The organism is Sphingomonas sp. LM7 (genome assembly GCF_002002925.1).
Taxonomy (GTDB): domain Bacteria; phylum Pseudomonadota; class Alphaproteobacteria; order Sphingomonadales; family Sphingomonadaceae; genus Sphingomonas.
Genome location: NZ_CP019511.1, coordinates 25,155 through 48,116 on the forward strand (window position 1 = coordinate 25,155; position 22,962 = coordinate 48,116).

The 22,962-nt window shown below is 66.7% G+C and carries 16 protein-coding genes; 9 read left to right on the forward strand and 7 right to left on the reverse strand.

The genetic code is table 11. From position 1 onward, the window contains the following. The first annotated feature begins 269 nt into the window (after positions 1-269). The gene (locus BXU08_RS00130; protein WP_366926585.1) at positions 270-1,268 is read left to right on the forward strand and encodes a glycosyl hydrolase family 43; all 999 of its coding nucleotides are present in this window, start codon (positions 270-272) and stop codon (positions 1,266-1,268) included. Between the two features lie 2 nt (positions 1,269-1,270). Further along, positions 1,271-2,257: a family 43 glycosylhydrolase gene (locus tag BXU08_RS00135; RefSeq protein WP_376787782.1), complete on the forward strand. Its 987-nt coding sequence runs from the start codon at positions 1,271-1,273 to the stop codon at positions 2,255-2,257. 12 nt (positions 2,258-2,269) lie between these two features. On the opposite strand, the gene BXU08_RS00140 is transcribed toward BXU08_RS00135, so the two are convergent. The 4 genes from BXU08_RS00140 to BXU08_RS00155 are packed head-to-tail and all read right to left on the reverse strand — an operon-like array spanning position 2,270 to position 10,573. Next, positions 2,270-3,625 carry a peptide MFS transporter gene (locus BXU08_RS00140; RefSeq protein ID WP_171982361.1) on the reverse strand — a complete coding sequence of 452 codons (1,356 nt, stop codon included), beginning with the start codon at positions 3,623-3,625 and terminating at the stop codon, positions 2,270-2,272. Continuing rightward, the gene (locus BXU08_RS00145) at positions 3,622-5,433 is read right to left on the reverse strand and encodes an Svx/AvrXca family virulence/avirulence protein (protein ID WP_077507385.1); all 1,812 of its coding nucleotides are present in this window, start codon (positions 5,431-5,433) and stop codon (positions 3,622-3,624) included. Before BXU08_RS00145 ends, BXU08_RS00140 begins: the two co-directional genes overlap by 4 nt. Beyond that, positions 5,433-8,174 carry a DUF5695 domain-containing protein gene (locus BXU08_RS00150; RefSeq protein ID WP_077507388.1) on the reverse strand — a complete coding sequence of 914 codons (2,742 nt, stop codon included), beginning with the start codon at positions 8,172-8,174 and terminating at the stop codon, positions 5,433-5,435. The genes BXU08_RS00145 and BXU08_RS00150 overlap by 1 nt, the downstream gene beginning before the upstream one ends. 8 nt (positions 8,175-8,182) lie before the next feature. Next, a complete protein-coding gene (locus BXU08_RS00155; protein ID WP_077507391.1) occupies positions 8,183-10,573 on the reverse strand; it encodes a DPP IV N-terminal domain-containing protein in 2,391 nt (796 codons plus the stop codon). A gap of 166 nt (positions 10,574-10,739) precedes the next feature. On the opposite strand from BXU08_RS00155, the gene BXU08_RS00160 reads away from it, so the two are divergent. The 6 genes from BXU08_RS00160 to BXU08_RS00185 all read left to right on the forward strand — a co-directional run bounded on the left by BXU08_RS00160 (position 10,740) and on the right by BXU08_RS00185 (position 18,651). Further along, positions 10,740-11,471 (forward strand): FadR/GntR family transcriptional regulator, encoded by a 732-nt coding sequence (locus BXU08_RS00160; RefSeq protein WP_253190452.1) that lies wholly within the window; start codon positions 10,740-10,742, stop codon positions 11,469-11,471. Beyond that, positions 11,468-11,827 (forward strand): hypothetical protein, encoded by a 360-nt coding sequence (locus tag BXU08_RS00165; protein ID WP_077507397.1) that lies wholly within the window; start codon positions 11,468-11,470, stop codon positions 11,825-11,827. Before BXU08_RS00160 ends, BXU08_RS00165 begins: the two co-directional genes overlap by 4 nt. A gap of 102 nt (positions 11,828-11,929) precedes the next feature. Next, positions 11,930-14,314: a glycoside hydrolase family 127 protein gene (locus BXU08_RS00170; RefSeq protein WP_366926571.1), complete on the forward strand. Its 2,385-nt coding sequence runs from the start codon at positions 11,930-11,932 to the stop codon at positions 14,312-14,314. Then, a complete protein-coding gene (locus BXU08_RS00175) occupies positions 14,311-15,333 on the forward strand; it encodes an Ldh family oxidoreductase (protein WP_253190453.1) in 1,023 nt (340 codons plus the stop codon). Before BXU08_RS00170 ends, BXU08_RS00175 begins: the two co-directional genes overlap by 4 nt. A 2-nt stretch (positions 15,334-15,335) precedes the next feature. After that, on the forward strand, positions 15,336-17,102 hold the full coding sequence (locus BXU08_RS00180) for a DUF885 family protein (protein WP_077507403.1): 1,767 nt from the start codon (positions 15,336-15,338) through the stop codon (positions 17,100-17,102). Position 17,103: 1 nt separating this feature from the next. After that, a complete protein-coding gene (locus tag BXU08_RS00185) occupies positions 17,104-18,651 on the forward strand; it encodes a family 43 glycosylhydrolase (RefSeq protein WP_077507406.1) in 1,548 nt (515 codons plus the stop codon). Positions 18,652-18,694: 43 nt separating this feature from the next. Here the strand turns inward: BXU08_RS00185 and BXU08_RS00190 are convergent, their stop codons facing one another. The 3 genes from BXU08_RS00190 to BXU08_RS00200 are packed head-to-tail and all read right to left on the reverse strand — an operon-like array spanning position 18,695 to position 21,971. Next, on the reverse strand, positions 18,695-19,570 hold the full coding sequence (locus BXU08_RS00190; RefSeq protein WP_253190454.1) for a glycoside hydrolase: 876 nt from the start codon (positions 19,568-19,570) through the stop codon (positions 18,695-18,697). Further along, positions 19,567-20,745 carry a Xaa-Pro peptidase family protein gene (locus tag BXU08_RS00195; protein WP_077507409.1) on the reverse strand — a complete coding sequence of 393 codons (1,179 nt, stop codon included), beginning with the start codon at positions 20,743-20,745 and terminating at the stop codon, positions 19,567-19,569. The genes BXU08_RS00190 and BXU08_RS00195 overlap by 4 nt, the downstream gene beginning before the upstream one ends. Beyond that, entirely contained in the window at positions 20,742-21,971 is a 1,230-nt protein-coding gene (locus tag BXU08_RS00200; RefSeq protein WP_150125355.1) for an FAD-binding oxidoreductase, read from the reverse strand. Before BXU08_RS00200 ends, BXU08_RS00195 begins: the two co-directional genes overlap by 4 nt. Positions 21,972-22,041: 70 nt before the next feature. Here BXU08_RS00200 and BXU08_RS00205 point away from each other — a divergent pair, with 70 nt between their 5' ends. After that, positions 22,042-22,956, forward strand: a complete 915-nt coding sequence (locus tag BXU08_RS00205) for a dihydrodipicolinate synthase family protein (protein WP_077507415.1) — start codon at positions 22,042-22,044, stop codon at positions 22,954-22,956. Positions 22,957-22,962 lie beyond the last annotated feature (6 nt).

The following is a 22,962-nucleotide window of genomic DNA, read 5'->3' on the forward strand; positions in this document are numbered from 1 at the left end:
GCCAACCCACCCCTAACCCCTCCCTTTCAGGGAGGGGAATTGAACGGCAGCAAACCACCCAATCTCGGACATTCGTGCATCAGTGGACGGAGAAAGTCGCCTCGTGGGGGCGGACATGGACGGTTGCGCAATTCGAGTTCTCCAGCTTATGTATGATAAATAAGAGAAACGGAGAGAGCATGGGCGAGGCATTGGAGTGCGGGACACCGACGCGCGTGCGGGGAAAGGGGCAGCGCGGCATCGGAAACGTGCTGTTCTCGGCGGCGCTGATGCTCGGCATTCCCGCCGGCGCTTCGGCGCAGTCCGTGCCCCCGGGCGCGCCCGAAACCCCGGCGATCGATCCGAACCGCGCCTATCTGTTCGCGCACATGACGAAGGAGCGCTACGGCGTGCTCTATTATTCGGTCAGTCTGGACGGGCTGCACTGGACGCGGATCAATCGCGGCGATCCGGTGTCGAGCGACTATCACGGCCACGCCTCGATCGCGCAGGGGCCTGACGGGCGCTATTATCTGGTCGGCAACAACAGCGACGAGGATCCGCTGATCCGCTTCTGGGTCTCGGAAGATCTGGTCCGCTGGACGCCGTTCGGCACCTATCGGCCCGATCTCGCCAACATTCCCGGCCACGCCAATGCGCTGCAGCGGATCGGGGCGCCCAAGCTGTTCTTCGACAAGCCGTCGGGCGCGTTCCTGCTCAGCTGGCACACACCAAGCGTGCCCGGCGCAAAGGAGGATCCCGAACGCTATTGGGCGAGCCAGCGCACGCTGTATGTGACTGGCAAGGACCTCGCCAGGCTGCCGGCAAGGCCCAAGCGGCTGTTCGCGTGGGACATGGCGACGATCGACACGGTCGTGCAGCCCAACCCGGCGGGGGGCTATTGCGCGGTGATCAAGGACGAGCGCTATCCGTCGTACAACTGGACCACCGGCAAGACGGTGCGGATCAGCTGCGCCGCGACGCTGCTCGGGCCCTATCCCGAGCCGGGGCCGCCGCTCAGCCCGAATTTTCGCGAGGCGCCGACGCTGGTCCGCGCGCCGGTCAGCAACGACTGGCTGCTCTATTACGAGCAATATGCCGGGACGAGCTATGGCCTGTCGCGCGCGCCGCGGCTGGAAGGGCCGTGGTATCAGGTCTCGGGCAACAGCGGCGTGAGCGAATGGAACCGCTATTCGATGCCTGCGGGCGCGCGCCACGGCTCGATGATCGAGATCAGCCGCACGCAATATGACGCGATCGTCGCGGCGTTTCCGGGAGAGGTGAAGTGAAGCTGTTTGCCTTTGCAGCATTGGCGGTCGTGCTCGGCGGATCGGCGGATGCGCCGCAGCGCTTCACCAATCCGCTGCTCCCCTCGGGCCCCGATCCGTGGATCATGCGCGACGGGCAGGATTATTATTACCTCAACACGCTGGGCAACCGCATCGCGATCCGCAAGACGCGCGATCTGGGCAAGCTGGCCGATGCGCCCGAAGTCACCGTGTGGCGCGCGCCGAAGACCGGGCCCAATGCCCAGTCGGTCTGGGCGCCGGAGCTGCATCGCATCGACGGCAAATGGTATCTCTATTACACCGCCGCGGCCGCGGGGCATGACGACGACGCGCATCGCGGAATCTTCGTGCTGGAGAACAGCGGCGCCGATCCGCTGACCGGCGAATGGGTCGATCGCGGGCAATTGAAGACCGCGCATACCGGCATCGACGGCACGACCTTCGCCTATCGCGGCAAGCGCTATTTCGTCTATTCGCCCTATGTCGGGCCCGACAGCGATCTCGCCATCGTCGAGATGGCCGATCCGTGGACGCTCAAGGGCCCCGAGACGATCATCGCGCGGCCGGACCAGAGCTGGGAACGCCAGGGTGGGCGGCAGATCCTCGAAGGACCCGAATTCCTCCGCGGGCCCAAGGGCGAGCTGTTCCTGAGCTATTCGGGCAGCGCGTGCTGGTCCGACGATTATGCGATCGGGCTGCTGCGTGCGCGGGCAGGGGCCGACCCGCTCGATGCCGCCGCCTGGACCAAGGCGCCCAGGCCGGTGATCGCCAAGTCACCTGCGCACGGGGTGTATGCGCCCGGGCATAACGGCTTCTTCACGTCGCCCGACGGGCAGCACTGGATCGTCTACCACGCCAATCCGGGGCCCGACATGAAGTGCAGCCCCAAGCGCGCGCCGCGCATCCGCCGGGTCAGCTTCGGGCGCGACGGCAATCCGGTGTTCGGCGACCCCGTGGCGAGCGGTACGCTCGGCGGCTCGCGGCGGTGACGGGCGTCCGGCTCAGCGCGGCGCGACCGGGTCGAGCACGCGTTGCAGGGACTTGCGGAACACGAAGATCAGCGCGGCGCCGCCAAGTGCGATCGTCGCGTCGAGCGTCCAGAACGCGGCGTTGCTCATCTGGTCGTAGAAGCTGCCGACCCAGCCCATCAGCGTCGAGCCGACGAACAGCGACAGATAGGCAGCGCCCATCAGCGTTGCGTTGAGCTTTGCCGGCGCCGCCTGCGAGATCAGCGCGAGGAGGATCGGCCAGAACCACATGAACGCCACGCCCATGCCGATGAAGCCGGCGAGTGCCCAGAGCACCGAAACGCGGCCGTCCGCGCCAGCGGTGAGGCACCCCAGCGCGAACAGCAACGCCGCCGCGCCGACGATCGCCGACCCGATGCCGATCTTGGCGATGCTGCCCGGCTCGCGCCCACGTCGTGCCTGCCAGGTCCACAGCGCGACCAGCGGCGCCGCGATGGCGATGCTGGAAAAGCTCTCGACCGAGTTGAACCAGCTCGCCGGAACCGCGCCGAAGGGCGACAGCAAGTCGACATGCTGGTCGATCCAGACGATGCCGATGTTCCAGATCATCGGATAGGCGATGTTCGCCGGGATGGTCAGCGCGATCAGGCCGATCAGCGCCCAGGTCCGGCGCCGCTCCTCGGGCGTCAGCGGGGGCAGAGTGAGGCGATCGAGGCGCCTGGGCCCGGTGTCGGCGAAGTGGCGCTGGCCGGCGAGATAGATGCACAGTGCCACCAGCATCAGCGCGGCGGCGAGTGCGAAGCCGGCATGCCATCCATAGAGCGCGGCGACGCTCCCCGTCGCCAGCGGGCCGAGGACCGCGCCGATGTTGATGCCGGTCGCATAGATCGTGAAGCCGCGGGCGCGCAGCGATTCCGCAGCCGGGGGATAGAGCGCGCCGACCTGCGCCGCGATATTGCCCTTGAGGCAGCCCGAGCCGAGGATCAGCATCACCAATGCGGTGAGGAAGCTCGCGTCGAACGACATCGCGATATGGCCGCCCGCCATGAGCAGCGCGCCGAGGATCACGGTGCGCCGCGGGCCGAGCCAGCGATCGGCGAGGAGGCCGCCCAGGATCGGCGTGAAATAGACGAGTCCGCTATACCAGCCGAAGATCAGCGAGGCGAAGGCCTGGTCCGATATCGGTCCGCGAAACTCGAACAGCGCGCGCAGCTGCGCAAGGCCGAGGACGCTTCCGGCATGATCGGGCAGCAGCAGCTGCTTGACGAGGTAGAGCGCGAGCAGCGCGGTCATGCCGTAATAGGAGAAGCGCTCGGCCAGTTCGGTCGCGGCAAGATAGGCGAGGCCCTTGGGATGGGCACGCAGGCCCTCCCGGGCAGAGGCGCTCACTTCCGCCACGTATAGGTCGGTTTGGCGGTGACTTCGGCAGGCGGGGCGGTCAGGTTTGCACCGCGCTTGGGATCGTTAGCCGCTGCCTGATCGACGAAGCCCGAATAGACGCCGCGGGCGAAGGAACCGCCGCGCTGCTCGACATCGCCGATATGCTGCGCAGTGCCCGAAAGCACGATGTTCTGTTCATATTCGCCGATGCCGAGGAAGGTGGTCGCGACGCGGGCATCGTCTTTGACGATCGTGTTGCCGCGGATCACCGACATCGCCGAGGCGCGCGCCCGATCCAGCAGCTGGCCGCCATAGACCACGGCATGATCCTCGACCCGGGCCGTGCCGCGCACCGCGCCTGACAGCACCCGGGCATAGGGGCCGACATAGGCGCTCGCGTCGACCTTCGCATCCGCCGCTACCCAGCCGCCGCCATTGGCGTGGCGACGGCCGCCGGCGATCGGCGGGGTGATCGCGGGCATCGCGCCGGCGAACTGCACCATCCACGGATAGCGGTAGATCGAATGCCAGGGCTGTTCCCAGCGGATGTGATGGAACTGCGTCGGGGTGCCGACGACGATCATGTAGAGGCCCTGATCGTCGGGCCGCACCGCGAGCGTCGCCGCGCCGTCGGCGCCGCGCTGGAGCGGCGAATAGCGGCTCTTGCCCGCGGCATCGACGGCGACCAGCCCCCAACGCCAGTCCGAAGCAGGGGCAGGGATCGCGTCGGGTTCGTCGGCGAGGCCGGGCAGCTTTGCAGTTGCCGAGGCGCTCTGGATCACGCCGCGGAAAGTGGCGGTGACGCTGGCCGTGCCGGCATCTGGGTGGAGCCTGACGATGTTATAGCCCCAGCGCTGCGGCGCCCAGGCGGCGGGCACGGCGAAGTGGCGCTGCTTCAGGTCCAGTGGATCGAGCACGGTCGTGCGCAGCAATCGGTCGTTGGCCTGCGGCTCGTACCCGCCATATTCGCGGCGATAGACGGCGCCCTGATCCGACCCGTCCGGGTTGGTATAGTCCCAATGGGCGTTGTGCATCGCCCAGTCGCCGAACGCGTCGTTGAGCTGCGCAAGCGTCCAGCCGCGGTTGCGCATCAGCACTTCCATGGGATCGGCCTGGTCGGCGCCGGCCTCGCCGCGCTTGGGAGCCTTGCGCCAGATGTCGTTGACGGCCTGGTAGCCGAAGCGGTCCTTGAGATATTCGAGGAACTGCCAGTTGCAGTAACGCACCCGGCTGGAGCCGTAATAGAGATGCGGATAGTTCACCGACAGCACCGAGCAATGGACGTTGCTGCGGAACTCGGGGAGCTGGGTGGTCATCCAGTTGGCGTGGCTCTCCCACAGCCAGCCACCATAAGGCGTATCGCGGAACGATCCGGTGCCGCCCTGGAGCGAATGGGTGAGTTCGTGCGCAAGGCCGAAGCGGTCCTTCAATCCGCCCGGCCCGATCCACATGCCGATATTGCCCGCATCGTCGACGCCGCCGGTCAGGCCATAGCTGGCGTCGATGAAGACGTTCGCCTTGCGCTTCGTAGCGTTGGCGCAGTCGGGCTCGGGAAAGTCGAGCGTGCCGAGGAAATAGGACCAGACATATTCGAGATGCTCGCCCGCCGATTTGGCGACATCTGAAGAGACGAGGTCGCCCTGCCAGTGAAAGGCGAAGTGCTGCGTTTCGTAGCGAAGTGGCAGCTTGGAATTGGGATCCGCCGGACTGGTGGCGACCGGCTTCCACGCGCCGGCGACGCATCTGGCATTCTCCCCCGCCCAGGCCGGAGATGCGATCGCAGTGCCGGCGAGGGCGAGGAGGAGAGCGGTTCGCATCAGCGCGCGCTGAGCTTGACGATCGTCGGCGCAGTGCCGAGCTGGATCGTATAGGCATCGCGTTCGAGCGTACCGGTGGAGGGTGTGAGCGCCTTGGCGCCGGCCGTGGTCGTTTCGATACGAAGCCGCGCCGTCGGCGTCGTCGGCGTGGCCGCATCGAGCGTCACGTTGATCGCGCCGTTGACCGGCGTGTAGACGACATTGGCGATCTTGCCCGCGTCGAGCGTGATCCACGCCCCTGCCGGTGCGACGAATACGCGCGAGCGTGCGCCGTCCTTGGGCTGCACCTGCACTCCGTCCTTGCCCAGCGTCACGTCGCCGCCAAATCCGAGCCAGCCAAAGGTCGGATCGTTGACGAGATAGGTCGCCGCGGTCAGCGCATGGCCGTAAAAGCCCATGCCATAGTCGCCGCTGATCGGATCCCATTTCATCATGTCGGGCCAGGCGTGGAAGGCCGCGGAGCTGAACCCGGTCTGGTCGATGTTGGTGATGCCGCCCATCATCCCGCCATAAGCGACACGCAGCAGATGGATGTCCTTGGGGTTCGCGCGATAGGCATCGAACAGCGGGACGGCGTTGAGCGCCGAGCCGTAATGGTGGATCTGGCGCTCGATCCGCGAATATTTGCCGCCATAGAGGAAGTCCCAATAGCGGCGGGCATTGCCGTTATAGCCCCAGCTCGGGATCGTCGGATCATAGCCGAGGATCACTTCCTTGGTGACGTCGGCCTGCGGCTGGTAGCCGAAATAGCGCATCCACGCATAGACTTCGGGCTGGCCGGTCGAATCCCACGGCATTTCCGACCCGAACGGGAATTTGAGCGTGCGCCAGTGATCGGCGCGCTTCTTCATCAGCCGCTCCATCTCGGTGGCCTCGGCGGTCATCCCTTCGCGCTTCAGGTCCTTGAGGACATCGACGAAGATGTCGCCCTCCATCAGCCCGAACTCGGCGTAATAAGGCGCATCGCGCATCATCGCGACGGTGGTGACGTAGGCCTTGGTCAGATACCAGCGCCAGTCGTGCGTCTTGACCAGCCCGGGATGGTTGCGTGCGGTGCGATAGAGCACCCAATGGCCGATCGCGACGTGCGGATAGTTATAGGCACGGCCGAGATCGTTGGCGTCCTTCTCCTTCCACGACGTCCACGACTTCCACTTGTCGGGATCGGGATAGAGGTTGGGGAACTTGACCGGGTCGTAATAGAACAGGCTCTTCTTGACCGCGCCTTCCTGCGGGCCGCTGGCGACCTGGAGGTCGCCGACGACGGTTTCGGTCACTAGGCGCTCGAGCTTGGCGACTTCGGTGGTGTCGGGGTTGTCGAGCTGCTTCATCATCGCCGCAACCCATGAGCCGCCGCCGCCCTCGTCGCTCATCCCGGCGACCCACACGCGCGGATCGGAATCGACGATCTTCTTGGTTTCGTTGTCGTAGGTGAGGATCGCCGGCGAGCGGCCGAACGGATCGCCCTTGCCTTCGAACCACTGCTTGGTCGTCGAGAAGCGACCGAGATCGGCCATGGTCTGATCGAGCGGCTTGGTGACGAAATAGCTGACCGTCTGCACCTGGCCGTCGGCATAGGTGAGGGTGAGGCGCGCCTGGCCCCATTGTTTGCCGCGGACGGTGAGCTTGGCCCAGCCCTTCTGGTTGCCCGCCGGGGTCGCCTCGACTGCGCCGGCCGGCCATGCCTCGATCTTGCGGATCGCGCTCGGCGCCTTGACGAACAAGGTGGCGGTCTGGTCGGCGGGGACGACATAGCCGGGGATGCCGATGGCGACCGGGCGCTTGTTGGCGATCAGCGTGGTCTCGATGTCGCGGATCGACGGCGTCTGCGTCATGCGGACGCCGACTTCGATCGTCTGGCCCGGGGCCAGGGTGCGGCCGGTGGGCGCGTTCCACTGCTCGCCGGCGTCCTTCCACTCGCGGTCGGCATAGCCGATGCTGTGTACGGTCCAGTCGTAAAAGCCTTCGGAGGTTTGGCCGCGCTGGCTCTTGTCGGTGAAGATCGAGCCCTTGGCCTCGCGCGGGTTCTTGAGCGGAGCATAGGCTTCGAGCGGGCTGCCCTTTTCGGGGAGCACAAGCAGCGCCGGGCCCGCGCCGTTGAGGCGGGTGACCTGGAGATAGCCGGCGTCGCGGCCGATATAGGGATCGACGAAGCTCGCTTCGGCATGTGCCTGATCGAGATTGCGATCGGTGATGATGTTGTCGAACACCATCGGCATGCCGAGCGCGCCGATCTCGAGCGGGGCGCCCGAGCTGTTGGTGATGCGGAAGCGCAGGCCGAGCAGCCCGGCCTCGTCGACCCAGCGGCGCTCGACCTTGAACGGTGCGTCGGCGCCCATGCTCGCGGTGATGTCCGCCGCGGCGATCACCTTGCCGGTCTTGGGCAGCAGCCGGATCGGCTTGCGCGCCTGCGCCGAGGCGAAGTCGCGCCATTCGCCGCCGGGCGCGCGGACGCGCAGATTGAGGTCGCCGATATGGTTGTAGCCGTCACCGGCACGCTCGGGCTCGCGCGCAGTGGGGACGAAGCTGAAGGCGGGCTCGGCAACGGGCGAGAGGCGGGCGAGCGTCTGGGTATCGCCGCGCAACTGGACCTGGAAGCTGCCGACCTTGTGCTGCGTCGTCTGGATCGGCGCATAGACCGGCTTGGGCTGCTCCTGCGCCATCAGCGCCGGGACGAAGACCGCCGAGGAAATGCCGGCGAGGAGGAGGGCCGCGGGGCCGAGAATCTTGGCAGTGCGCATGATGTCTCTCATTTCGTGGTTGCGCCGATCGCCGGCATTGCAGGGGCGGGCGCGGGGGCCGGTTTGGGGAGCGGCAGCACCGGCGGTTTCTCGTCGAGCAGATGACGCGTGAAATAGTCGCGCAGCTTGCGCCAGAAGAAGGGCTGGGCGACGCGGTGGGTGGTGTTGGGCAGGATCACGACGTCGACGTCGCGGCCCGCGGTGATCAGGGCGTTGGCGAGGCGCATGCTCTCGGTCACCGGCACATTATCGTCGATGTCGCCATGGATCAGCAGCAGCTTGCCCTGCAGGTTCTTCGCGACCGACATGTTGGAGTTGCGCTCCCACACCGCTTCGTCGGGATTGCCCATCGAGACTTCGGGCCACCACGCTTTGTCGAGCCGCAGATCGTGATTGCCCGACGAGGCGACCGCGACCTTGAAGAATTCGGGCCGGCGCAGCACGAAGCGCGCGGCGTCATAGCCGCCGGCCGAGCCGCCATAGACCCCGACGCGGGTGGCATCGATGTACGGGTATTTGGCGGCGATCTGGCGGATCATCGCGATATGATCGTCCAGGCCGACTTCGCCGAGATTCTGGTAAGCGGGGAGGCGGAAGGCCTGGCCGCGGCGCGACGTGCCGGTGCCGTCGATGGTGACGACGATCGCGCCCAATTGCGCGACGCTGTTTGCGCCCGCGGTCACTGCGCCGTTCCAGCTGGTCGGCACATTGGTGGTGGTCGGCCCGGTATAGACTGCGTCGATGATCGGATAGCGCGCCATTGGATCGAAATTGGCCGGGCGCCAGATCATTCCGTAGAGCGGGGTCTTGCCGTCGGCGGCGAAGCCGGTGAAGGGCTCGGGCGGGGTGTATCCGCTGGCCAGCAGCGCACTGCCATCGGCCTTGGCGAGTTCTGTGAGGATGCGGCCGTCGCGGGCGTCGCGCACCACCGTGCGGGTCGGCGTGGTCGGGCTCGACATCGCATCGATGACGTATTTGCCGTCGGACGACACTTCGATCTCGTGATCGAGCGGCTCGGGGGTGAGCAGTAGCGGCTGCTGGCCGTCCAGCGTCACGCGATAGAGCGCGCGATAATAGGGATTGCGGTCACGCTCGCGACCGACGCCACTGACGAGCAGGGTGCGCTCCTTCGCATCGAGATGCGCGACGTCGAGCACTTCCCAGTCACCGCGGGTAAGCGGGATGCCGCCATCCGGCGCGCCGGGCTGAACGAGATAAAGCTGCGCCCAGCCCGAGCGCTCGGAGATTGCGAGCTCGCCCCCCAGCTCGGCCGCGGGACGCAGATTGCTGGAGGTCACCGTGACGATCGGCTTCACGGCTTCGCGCGCGGTGACCGTCGCCTTGCCGGTCTTCGGATCGGCTTCGTAGACGACGAGCTGCTTGTAGCCGCGCTCGGTCCACTGGACGCGCACCTTGCCGCCCGACCAGCCCATGTCGGGTGGGGAGGGGTAGAGGATCGATTCCGAAGGGATGTCGAGCGGCACGAGGGTGGCGCGCTTGCGCTTGAGCGCATCCTCGACATCGACCGTGAAGCGCGTCGCCTGGGGCAGCTTCGCCGCGCCGGCGAGCGGGTACACATATTGGAAGCTGCGCGGATAGAAGCTGCCCGGCGGATTTTCCTGCGTGATCGACAGCTTCTCGACCCCGCGCGTGTCGAGCCGCCACGTCAGGATCTGGCGGCTGTCGGGCGACCATTGCACCGAGACCGGCATCTTGGGCTCTTCGGTGCCCGCCTTGAGGATGTCGGCGAGCTGCGGGATCGAGCGGCCATAGGGCTGCTCGCGGGTGCCGTCGCGGGTGAGCGCCACGTCGCGGCCGGACTTGCGATCGCGTGCGAACAGGTTGAAGTCGCGCGCGACGATCTCGAACCGCCCGTCGGGCGACACCGCGCCTTCACCTTCGGGATCTCCCTTTTTCGCTTCGGCCAGCACGCCGGCGGCGTCCAGCGTCAGCCGCCGCTCGTCGAGCGTGAAGGTCAGTACATTGTCCCTGGCGCTATAATCGGGGTCTTCCAGCCGCAGCGTCGCCGCGTCGAGTTCCCTGCCGGCCATCCGGCTGATCAGCGCCGCCAGCTGAGCCTCGTTGACGATCGTGCGGTTCTGGCCGCTGGCCAGGTCGTAATAGACGATGTCGCGCTTGCCGAGGCTGCCCCGCCGATAGAGGATGCCGGTGCCGTCGCGCGTGAAGACCGCGCCGAGGCTGGCATTGACGATCAGCTTGTCGAGTTCGGGGCGCAGATAGCGGTCGGCGCGGGCATAGCGGTCGGCAATGCTCGGCGTCGGCGTCGGGTCGGCAATGCTCGGCGTCGGCGTCGGGTCGGCATTGGCCAGCAAGAGCAGCGCTCCGGGCAGCAGCGCGACTGCCAGATACGGGCGCCCTCGAACTCGATCACTGTGCATTGCATGCCTCCCTTGCCCCGGCATATCGACGCGAACCCCTCAGCTCAACCGAAATTATACGGTATATGGTATGACGGCGTTGCATTTCGCTTCGAACCCGGTAGCGTTCAGGCAGGAGAGCATGCGTTTGGGCGGTTACAGCACCAATATCCGGAGAGGCGCGCTATTGCAGAGCGTCAGTGCGCAGCGGCTGCAGGGCTCGTTCGCGCAGCAGCTTGCAGTGATGATCCTGTCGGGCGAACTGCCCGAGGGCCATGTATTCCCCAGCGAGCTCGATTACGCCGAACAGGTCGGCATGTCGCGCGCGGCGTTGCGCGAGGCATTCCGGATGCTCGCCGCAAAGGGACTGGTCGAGAGCCGGCCCAAGGCGGGGACGCGCGTCGCGTCGCGGCGGCAATGGAGTCTGCTCGATCCCGATCTGCTCGCCTGGCAGTTCGAAGCAAAGCCGAGCCTCAAATTCGTGTTCGACCTGTTCGAGCTTCGCATGGTGGTCGAGCCCAATGCCGCCGCGTTCGCCGCCGAGCGGCGCAGCGAGGCGCAACTGGCAGCGATGCGCGAGGCACTCGACATGATGGCGCTGCACGGGCTCGCCACCGACAAGGGGCGCTTCGCCGACCAGCGCTTCCACATGATCATGATGGAAGCGACGCACAACGACGCGATGATCGCACTGGCGAGTTCGATCCTCGCGGCGATCGCCTGGACGACGATCTACAAGCAGCGCAAGCGCGCGTTGCCGCGGGACCCGATCCCCGAGCATCGCGCCCTGCTCGATGCGATCGCGGCCAGCGACATAGAGGGCGCGCGTGCGGCAATGACCGAGCTGGTCCGTCTTGCGCTTGCCGACACCGAGATTTCGCTGCTTGACGACGACGCCACGAAAGGAAGCCAGCTATGACTCGCATTATCTTCCTGCTCCCGCTCGCACTCCCGCTGCTGTCCGCCGCGCCGCCGCAGAAAGCGGCGAAACGCGAGCCATGCGTGCCCGCGACGGGATTGGCATCGCCGGTCGTCCGCGACGACAATCGCCTTTATTTCCGCGGCCAGCCCAATCCGAAATACTCGTACATCGCAGTGTTCAAGGGGGGGCGTTGTCCAAGCCTCAACCGCTTCTCGACCGTGTCGATCGAAGCCAGCGGATCGGGCTATTGCGAAGGCGACAAGGTGCGTGCGCTCAATCCGCACAGCAATATTCCCGGGCCTGTCTGCGTGATCGACCATCTCGAGCCGTTCGCGGGTGACGTCGACGATTGACCCGCGCCGCCGCACCTGCATTCCCAAAGCCGGCATCCTTCATTCGAGGATTGACGCTCCAACTCCTCGACAGTAATCGTATACGGTATTCAGGAGATCGAGATGCAGACGATGCGCGCTTCCCGCCGTGAGTTGATGTTCGGAGCCGCCGCGCTGGCGGTGACGGCACAGGCGGGGATCGCGCGCGCCGCGGCCGCCGGGGCAGTCGTGGCCAAGGGGCTGAAGCCATTGCCGCTCGCGTCGGTCCGCCTGCGGCCTTCGGACTATGCCACCGCCGTCGAGGTCAACCGCAAGTATCTCCATCGGCTGAGCCCGGACCGGCTGCTGCATAATTTCCGCAAATATGCCGGGCTCGAGCCCAAGGCAGAAATCTATGGCGGGTGGGAGAGCGACACGATCGCCGGCCATACTTTGGGCCACTACATGACGGCGCTGGTGCTGACCTGGCAGCAGACCGGCGACGCCGAGATGCGCACCCGCGCCGACTATATCGTCGACCAACTCGTCGAGGCGCAGGCCAAGCGCGGCACCGGCTATGTCGGCGGGCTCGGGCGCAAGCGCAAGGACGGCACCACGGTCGATGGCGAGGAGATTTTTGCCGAGATCAGGAAGGGCGAGATCAAGTCCGGCGGGTTCGATCTCAACGGCTCCTGGGCGCCGTTCTACACAGTGCACAAGCTGTTCGCCGGGCTGCTCGACATCCACGCCGCCTGGGGCAATCCCAAGGCGCTGACCGTCGCCACTGGCTTGGCCGGCTATTTCGAGCAGGTGTTCGCCCCGCTGACTCCCGAGCAGGTGCAGAATGTGCTCGCCTGCGAATATGGCGGGATCAACGAGAGCTTCGCCGAACTCTATGCGCGCACCGGCAACCAGCGCTGGCTCAAGATGGCGCGGACCTTCTACGACAATCGCGTGCTCGATCCGCTCAAGGCGCGCGAGGACAAGCTCGCCAATTTCCACGCCAATACGCAGGTGCCCAAGCTGATCGGCCTCGCCCGGCTGCACGACCTTGCCGGCGATCCGGCGGACAAGACCGCGCCGACCTTCTTCTGGGACCGCGTCGTCCACCACCACAGCTATGTGATCGGCGGCAACGCCGACCGCGAATATTTCTTCGAGCCCGACACGATCGCGCGGCACATCACCGAAGTCACCTGCGAGCATTGCAACACCTACAATATGCTCAAGCTGACGCGGCAGCTCTGGGCGTGGGAGCCCGATGGCGCGCTGTTCGACTATTACGAGCGCGCGCACCTCAACCATGTGATGTCGGCGCAGGACCCGGCGACCGGCGGTTTCACTTATATGACGCCGCTGATGAGCGGCACCGATCGCGGCTTTTCCAGCACCGACGACGATGCCTTCTGGTGCTGCGTCGGCTCTGGCATGGAGAGCCATGCCAAGCATGGCGAGTCGATCTTCTGGGAAGACGATGCCGGCGGGCTGACCGTTAACCTCTACATCCCGGCCGACGCGACCTGGAAGAAGCGCGCCGCAACGATGACGCTCGAGACCGGCTATCCCTACACGCCCGAATCGAAGCTGACCTTCGCCAAGGTGAAGGCGGGCAAGTTCCCGGTGGCGCTGCGCGTGCCCGGCTGGGCCGAGGGCAAGGCCGTCGTCACGGTCAACGGCGAAACGGTCACGCCGGTATTCGCGCGCGGCTATGCGGTGGTCGATCGCCGCTGGAAGGCCGGCGACAGCGTGGCAATCATGCTGCCGCTTGATTTGCGGATCGAAGCGACGCCGGGCGACGACGATACGATCGCAGTGCTGCGCGGGCCGTTGGTGCTCGCCGCCGATCTGGGGCCGCGCGAGACCAAGTGGGAACAGGCCGATCCCGCGCTGGTCGGCGCCGACCTGCTGGGCGGCTTCAGCGCGACCAACGCCGCGGCTGGTCAGTATGCCACGCGGGGTGTGGTGCGCCCGGCCGACCTGGATTTCGTCCCCTTCTATCGGCAGTATAACCGTCGCAGCGCAGTCTATTTCAAGCGTTTCAGCGAAGCCGCGTGGAAGACCGAAGAAGCGGCCTACAACGCAGAGCAGGCGCGGCTGAAGGACATCGCCGCGCGCTCGGTCGACGTGATGCATCTGGGCGAGATGCAGCCCGAGCGCGATCACAATTTGACCAGCGAGCTCAGCTATCCCGTGGTCTATCGCGGGCGACAGGGCCGCGATGCGCGCGCCGGTGGCTTCATCGAGTTCGACATGGCGGTGAAGCCGGGCCCGCTGCTGCTGCAGGCGAGCTATTGGGGCGACGAGCGCCCGCGCAGCTTTGACATCCTGATCGATGGCGCCAAGGTCGCGACGCAGAAGCTGGCGCACGACAAGCCGGGCAAGTTCTTCGACGTCGAATATCCGGTTCCCGAGGCACTGACCAAGGGCAAGCAGAAGGTCCGCGTTCGGATCGTGCCGCATGAGCGTACCACGGCGGGTCCGGTATTCGGCGTGCGCCTGTTCACGGCAAAGCCGGGCGCGACGACTTGAGCGAGCCCGTGGCCGGCGTCGTGTTGACGCTCGACGAATTGCGCGACCTCGCCCGCGCCAAGCTGCGCGCGGCGGGGCTGGGCGGCGATCATGCCGATGCGGTGGCCGAGACGATGGTCTCCGGCGAGCGCGACGGTTGCGCCAGTCACGGTATCTATCGGCTGCTGGTTGCCGATCGCAGCATCCGGGCCGGGGTAGTCGTGCCCGATGCAGTGCCGAAGGTTTCCGAACCCAAGGCTGGACTGGTTCGTGTCGACGGCGGCGGCGGTTTTGCGCAGCTTGCCTTCGAGCGCGGCATGCCGCTTCTGGTCGCTAAGGCGCGTGCCAACGGGATCGCCGCGCTGGCGCTCAACAACGTCGTTCATTTCGCCGCGCTGTGGCCCGAGGTCGAGGCGCTGGCGGAGCAGGGGCTTGTCGCATTGGCTTTCACGCCTAGCCACGCCTGGGTCGCGCCGGCGGGCGGCACCAAGCCGGTCTTCGGCACCAATCCGATCGCGTTCGGTTGGCCGCGCCCGGGGCGCGAGCCGTTCGTGTTCGACTTCGCAACCAGCGCAGTCGCGCGGGGCGAAATCGAGCTGCACCGGCGCGAGGGCAAGCCGATCCCCGACGACTGGGGCTATGACGCGCAGGGTGACAGCACCACCGATGCCAAGGCAGCGCTTGACGGCGCAATGCGGACCTTTGGCGGGCACAAGGGCTCGGCGCTCGCCGCGATGGTCGAGTTGCTCGCCGGGCCGCTGATCGCCGACATGACCAGCGCGGAATCGATTGCGGCCGATGGCGGGCGCGGCGGGTCGCCGATCGGCGGCGAACTGATCGTCGCTATCGATCCGGCAGGGTTCCTCGGCGATGCGGTGCAGGCGCATCTGCTGCGAGCCGAGACGTTGTTCGAGACGATCGAGGGGCAGGGCGCAAGACTGCCGTCGCAGCGGCGCTATGCCGCCCGGGCGCGCAGCCTGGCGCAGGGCGTGACGATCCCCGCGGCGCTATATGCCGACATCATGGCAATCGGAGTTTGAAGATGCGGGCATGGCGCAAGGCGGCGATGTTGCTCGCCGGGGTGGCGACGCTTAGCGCGGCGGCGGAGGCGGGCACGCCGGTAGCCGGGTCCGACGCGCAGTTCCGCAAGCTCTACACCGAGGAATATGCGTGGCGGCAGCGCCAGCAGGCGCCCAATGAGGACAGCCCGAAGGACCAGAAGCAGGGCGGCCTGCCCGATGTCGGCCCCGCCGCGCAGGCCGCGCGGCTGGCGCGCTGGACCGCGACGCTAGCGGCGCTGAGCAAGCTCGATCCCGCCAACCTTTCGCCGGCCGAGCGCGTCAACTACGCGGTCTACAAGGGCCAGATCGAAGCGCTGCTGAACGAGCAGAAATATCGTGAGTATGAGAAGCCGCTTAATTCGGACACGAGCTTCTGGGGCGATCTGGCCGAATCCGCGCGCGGTGATTTCGCGCGCGAGGAAGACTATCGCCGCTACATCGCGACGCTGCGTGATATCCCGCGCTATTTCGACCAGCAGATCGTGAACATGCGCGCGGGGCTGGCGCGCGGTTTCACCCCGTCGCGGATCACGCTTCAGGGCCGCGATGCCGGCGTCGCCAAGGTGGCCGAGGCGAAGACTCCGGCGGATTCCCCCTTCTTCGCACCCTTCGGCAAATTCCCAGCAGGCATGCCGGTGGAGACCCAGGCAAAGCTGCGTGCCGAGGGCGAAGCGGCGATCCGCGAGGCAGTGGTTCCTGCACACGCCAAGCTGCAGCGTTTCCTGCGCGACGAATATATACCCGGCGCACGTACGGCGCTGGCGGCAAACGACCTGCCCGACGGGCGAGCCTATTACCGGTCCAAGGTCGCCGAATATACCACGCTCGATCAGACGCCCGAGCAGGTTCACGCGGTCGGTCTTGCCGAAGTCGCCAAGATCCGCGCGCGGATGCACGACGTGATGCAGCAGGTCGGCTTCAAGGGCGACCTTGCCGCCTTCCTGACCTTCCTGCGCACCGATCCGCAATTCTACGCCAAGACCCCGCAGGCCTTGCTCGACCGGGGCGCCTGGATCGCCAAGACCTTCGACGGCAAGGCGTCCAAATATTTCGGCCGGCTGCCGCGCAGCCGCTTCGCGATCATTCCAGTGCCCGACGACATCGCGCCCTTCTACACCGGCGGGCGCGGCGGACCGGGCGTGTACCTGATCAACACCTATAATCTGCCCGCGCGGCCGCTCTATTCGCTGCCGGCGCTGACGCTGCACGAGAGCGCGCCGGGCCACGCCTTCCAGATGCCGCTCGCCGCCGAGAACAAGGACCTGCCGGCGTTCCGCCGCGACACCTATCTGTCGGTCTATGGCGAGGGTTGGGCGCTGTACTGCGAGGCGCTGGGCGAAGAGATGGGGATGTACCAGACGCCCTATGAAGTGTTCGGCATGCTCAGCTACCAGATGTGGCGCGCCGCGCGGCTGGTGGTCGATACCGGCATCCATACCCAGGGCTGGACGCGCGAGCAGGCGCAGCAATACCTGATCGACAACACTGCGCTCGCCAGGCACGAGATCGAGACCGAAGTCGATCGCTACATCGCCTGGCCGGGTCAGGCGCTCAGCTATTACACCGGCGAGCTGGCGATCCTGAACGCCCGTGCGCGCGCCGAAAAGGCACTCGGTGCGAAGTTCGACATCCGCGCCTTTCACGACGCGGTGCTCGCGCTTGGATCGGTGCCCATCCCCGAGATCGACCGCCGCATCGACCAGCTCATCGCCGATGGCGGCAAGGGCCCTTACCCCGACGAGGAATGACATGACCCGATTGCCTGCCCTCGCCGCGTTGCTGGCGATGCCCGCGGCTGCCTGCGCCCAGACCGCGCCCGAGACGATCACGTCGAAGGGCAACCCGATCCTCGCCGACGGTCGCTATTACACCACCGATCCGGCGCCGCTGGTCGATGGCGACACGCTCTACATCTTGACCGGACGCGACGAGGCGGAGCCCGAGGTCAACGACTTCATCATGCCCGAATGGCAGCTGCTCGCGACCAAGGATCCCGCGTCGCGCAAATGGCAGCACACGCCCGGCTTCATCCGCCCCGAGAACGTCTTCGCCTGGGCCGAGCCCGCACGCGCCTATGCCGGGCAGATCGTGAAGGGGGCGGATGGCCGCTTCTATTTCTATGCGCCGGTGCTCGAGAAGAACAGCGACGCCAAAGACCGGTTCGCGATCGGCGTGGCGGTGGCGGATCGCCCGACCGGGCCGTGGAAGGACGCGCATCCTTCGGGGCCGATCGTCTCGCAGAAGGTGCCGGTCGCCAACGACATCCAGAATATCGATCCCACCGTGCTGCTCGACGACGATGGCCGGGTGTATCTCTATTGGGGCACGTTCGGGCGGATGCTCGGCATGGAGCTCGAGCGCGACATGGTCACGCCCAAGGGGCCCGAGCGCAAGTTCGAAGGGCTGACCGGTTTCTTCGAGGCGCCCTGGATCCTGAAGCGCAAGGGCACCTATTACATGCTCTACGCCGGCAACAAGGCGGGCCCCGACAGCGACTGTACCCCGGCCGTCTACCATGCCTGCCAGGCGTACGGCACCGCGACTTCTCCGTTCGGCCCGTGGACCTATCGCGGCGTCGCGCTCAAGCCGGTCTCCTCGACCACGTCGCATGCCGGTGTCGTCGAGTTCAAGGGCCGCTGGTACATGGCCTATCACACCGCCGACGCAGTGGGCGGCGGGCATTTCCGTCGCAGCGTCGCGATCGACCAGATCGAATGGGACGACAGCGTCTCGCCCGCGCGCATCCGCCCGGTGGTGCCGACGCGCGCGCCCCAGCCAGCGCCCGCGCCGACGCGCAACATCGCCGGCGCGGCTTCGGCAGTCTCGTCCAACGTCGTGCCGGTGCAATATTGGATCGCCGCGCTCAACGACGGCAAGGTGCGCGCCAATCCGCTGCCGCCCGAGATGTGGGGCACATGGAACGGCAACAATCCCAAGCAGCCCTGGGTCGAATATCGCTGGCGCAAGCCGGTGACGATCGACGGATCGCGGATCCAGTTCTTCGCCGACCAGCCGGCGGGTTCGGGGATCGGCGTCGCCCCGCCCGCGGCGTGGCACCTCGAATATTGGGATGGCGGGTGGAAGCCGGTGGCGAGCGCGAGCGGCTATGGCACGACGCCGGGCGCGTTCCAGGAGGTCCGCTTCGCGCCGGTGACGACACGGTGCCTGCGCGCGGTGTTCGATGCTTCTGGCAACGGTCCGCATGCGGGCGTGGGCGTGCAGGAATGGGAAGTGCTGGCGCCCGAGGCCAGGGTGCCGACGGCCGCGCCGAGCGTGGCTGTGGCGGGCTGTGCCTGATGAACGCCCCTCCCTGCTTGCAGGGAGGGGAATCCAGCAGGACTCAACACAATTCGGCAGTGCTCGTCGGCACCGGCCCGGGCGGCACGCGCGCCGGGTGCTTGTAGAAGGGATCGCCCGGCAGTCGATGCCGCTCGCCATAGACTGCGTGGAGCAGCGCGGCGAGCGCCGGATCGTGCCGCGCCAGATCGGCGTCGGACAGGATCCGCACCCCGTCCACCACTGCGAGCTTGTTCGAATTGAACCAGAACTGCGTGCCCTCGGCCCAATATTCCTGGACCGTGGTCGCGCCATATTCACCGGTCCACAGCCCCTTGTCCTTGGCCGCGGCATAAGCGGCTTCGACGCGGGCATGGAGGGCGGGGTCCACCGCCTGCACCGCATAGAGGATCGCGTGCGAGAATTCGTGGACGAGGATCGTCTCGCCATAATATTTGGTGCCGGGCACGCCGAGGAGATTCTCGGTCGCGGCGCTGGTCAGCAGCCCGCCCATGCCGCGGGCGCGCTTGCCCCAATATTCGCGGTCGGTGAGTCGGCCGATCCGTTCGTCATAATGCTTGCGCTCGCAGCGGGTGAGCCGTGGATCGTCGAGCGCCGGCTTCTTCCAGTCGCGCTGCTCGGGCACGTCGGTGGTCAGTTCGTCGACGCCCATGATCATCACCCGCTGCCCCGCGCGGACCAGCTCGCGGGCGATGTCGGGACGGCGCGCGAGCATCGCGACCATCATCCGCCGCGCAATCTGCAGCGCTTCGTCGGGAACCGCCTGCGAGGCGGAGACCGGGATGCCGTTCGCATCTATCGACTTGGCGTAGAAGGGATCGAGCCTGAGCGCCGCGGGCGGCGTGCCGATCGGCGCGGGTTTGCCGGCGCACGACGCAAGCGCCGCGGCACCGAGCAACAGGGGAAGCGCACGCCTCATGCGAAGGGCCGGTCGATCGAATGCTGCGGCTCGGTAAACCACGCCGCGCCGGTATCCGTCACGTACATATGGTCTTCCAGCCGGATACCGTAGCGCTCGGGCACGACGATCATCGGCTCGTTCGAGAAGCACATGCCGGGCGCCAGCGGGGTGCGGTCGCCGCGGACCAGATAGGCGGGCTCGTGGATCGCCAGCCCGATACCATGCCCGGTGCGGTGGGGCAGGCCGGGGAGGCGATAATCGGGACCAAGGCCCGCGCGTTCGAGCACGCGGCGCGCGGCGGCATCGACGCTCTCGCACGGTGCGCCGGGCACGACGGCCGCGAAGGCGGCGGCCTGCGCCTCCTTCTCCAGATCCCAGGTCGCGCGGACTTCGTGATCGACGTTGCCGAACGCATAGGTGCGGGTGATGTCCGAGTGATAGCCGTCGACCAGACAGCCCGTGTCGATCAGCACCAGCTGGTTCTCCTCCAGCGCCTGGTCGCCCGGCAGCCCATGCGGATAGGCCGTGGCGGTGCCGAACTGCACGGCGCAGAAGCTCGAGCCCGCGGCGCCCAGCGCCCGGTGCGCGTCGTCGATGAAGCGCTTGACCGCACTCGCGCGGATGCCGGGTTCGAGGATGCGCGCGGCGCGGCGATGGACTTCGAGCGTCATCGCCTTGGCCTGCTGCATCAGCGCGAGTTCTGTCGCGGATTTGACCATGCGCAGCCCGTCGATCACCGGCGCGCCGGAGACCGGGCGGAAGGACGCGCGCAGCGGCTCGGACCAGAGGAAGGGCAGCAGCGGATCTAGCGCAAGCACGGCGTTGGGCGCGAGCACGTCGGCGATCAGCGCGAGCGGACTTTCATCCTCCTCCCACAGCAACAGCTCGGCATCGATTGCCAGCTCGGCCTCCAGCGAGCCGCGCTCGAACGCGGGGCAGACGATCCACGGCTTGCCGCTGACTGGAAGCAGCATCGCCACCAGCCGCTCGGTCGGCGACCACGAAACGCCGGTGAAATAGCGCAGGCTCGGCCCGGCATTGACCAGCAGCGCGTCGGCACCGATCGCGGCCAGCCGCGCGCGGGCGCGCTCCAGCCGGGCATTGCGTTCGTCAATGCCGATCGGGGGTACGGGCGAAGGCCATTTTTCCAGTGCAGCCAGTTCCGCTGCGATGGTCGAGCCGCCGATAGTCATGCGCGTCCTCCTTTTCCGCCGAATCGTTCAAGGTCGAACGGCGTGAGATCGATGATTGGAGTGCCCTCGTCCGCCATCGCCGCCACCAGTTCGGCAGTGATCGGCGCAAGCGTGAGGCCCAGATGCTGGTGCCCGAAGGCATAGAGAAGGTTCGACGCGCGGCGCGAACGGCCGATTGCCGGCAGGTAATCGGGCAGAGTGGGGCGGGCGCCCATCCAGCGCCGGAACGGCGGGTGCATCGCTAGGCCCAATTGCGCGACATGCCGCTCCAGCCGCTCCCATTTGCGCGGGTCGGGCGGGGCATCCGGGCGGGCAAGCTCGACGAAGCTCGCGGCCTGAACGGTGTTGGCATAGCGGGTGACGATCATCGATCGGTCCTCGAACACGATCGGCGGCAAGTCGGCCGGCCAATAGTCCGCGGCGGCACGGATATGATAGCCGCGCTCGGCGATGATCGGCGCGTGGTGGCCGGCGCGCTCGACCAGCGGCTTGCTGCCGACGCCCGCGGCGACGAGCACGAGATCGGCGTCGTGGCCGGGGACATGCGCCCAGCCATGTTCGACGTTGAGCGTGCCGGTTTCGCGCAGGATCTTCCCGCCGCGGCGGATAACATCACGCTCCAGCGCGTCGGCGAGCAGCCCAAGATCGGCGACCTGGCCAGTGCCGGCGAAGCGCATTGCTCCCGCGATCGGTGCGCGTGACACCGCCTGGATATGCGCGATGTCCTGTGGCGAGGCGTCGCCGATGCTGGCGGTGCCGATATCGGCGGCAGCCCATGCCGCCTTGCCGGCTGCGGCCTTGCCGGCATTTCCCCACACGACGAAATGGCCGTCGGTCTTGACCAGTTCCGGTGCCCAGGGCGCGCGTTGCCAGGCAGGAAGCGAGTCCGCCAGAAGCGCACGCAGCGCATCGCTGCCGGCACGGAAACGATCACCGCGCGCAGCACCCAGGAAGCGCATCGCAAAAGGCAGCCAGGCGGTGGCTCCGTGCATCGGCAGGTCGAGCGCGCCGCCCGCGGCAAAACGCCGCCCCCAGGCCGATCGCAGGCTCGCCATCGATGCCAACGGCGCGACCTGTTCGGTAGCAATATGCCCGGCATTTCCCCAGGATGCTGCATCGCGGTTCGACGACGCCTCGATCACGGTTACCATATGGCCGTCGCTCAACAGCGCGGAGGCGGAGCTGAGACCTATCACGCCACCGCCGATGATAGTAATTTGCTTCACCGCCACTCCTCTATTGCAACGCAAAAAACCATATCGTATACGTTATTCGACTTCAAGAACGGGGTATCAAATGACGATCGGTTGGAAGGGCGTTTTTCCCGCAGTGACGACTCAGCTGAGGGGGGATCTGTCGATCGACCTGGCCGACACGCAGCGGGTAGTAGATGATTTGATCCGTGACGGCGTTACCGGCGTGATCGCGCTGGGGACGGTGGGCGAGAACAACTCGCTGGATTTCGATGAGAAGGTCAGCGTGCTCTCCGCGATCGTCGAAGTGGTCGATGGCCGGGTTCCTGTGATCACCGGCGTCTCCGAATATGACACGCGCCGCGCGGCGCGCTATGCCCAGGCAGCGGAGAAGGCCGGCGCCGACGGCCTGATGCTGCTCCCCCCGATGGTCTATGTGCCCAAGCCGCACGAGATGGTCGCGCATTTCAAGGGCGTTGCCGAGAAGACCGGCTTGCCGATCATGCTCTACAACAATCCGCCGGCTTATCGCAGCGTGATCGATAACGACGTGCTCGAAGCGCTGCGCCCGGTGAGCAACATCGTTGCAGTCAAGGAATCGGCGCCCGATACGCGCCGCTTCACCGATCTGCGCAATTCGTTCGGCGACCGCTATGTGCTGTTCGCCGGCCTCGACGATGTCGCGCTGGAGGGCCTGTTCCTAGGCGCGCAGGGCTGGGTCTCGGGGCTTACCAATGCGTTCCCCAAGGAATCGGTCGAACTCGTCGCGGCATTCGAGCGTGGCGATCATGCCAAGGCACTCGAAATCTATCGCTGGTTCATGCCGCTGCTCCATCTCGACGCCGAGCATGACCTGGTCCAGTCGATCAAGCTCGCCGAGCAGGTGATGGGCCGCGGGTCCGAGCGCGTGCTTCCGCCGCGCTATCCGCTGGAAGGCGCACGCCGTGCCGAAGTGATCGCCATGGTCGAGAAGGCGGCGGCGACGCGGCCGACGCTGACCGTCGCCCAGGCGGCCTGATCGCAG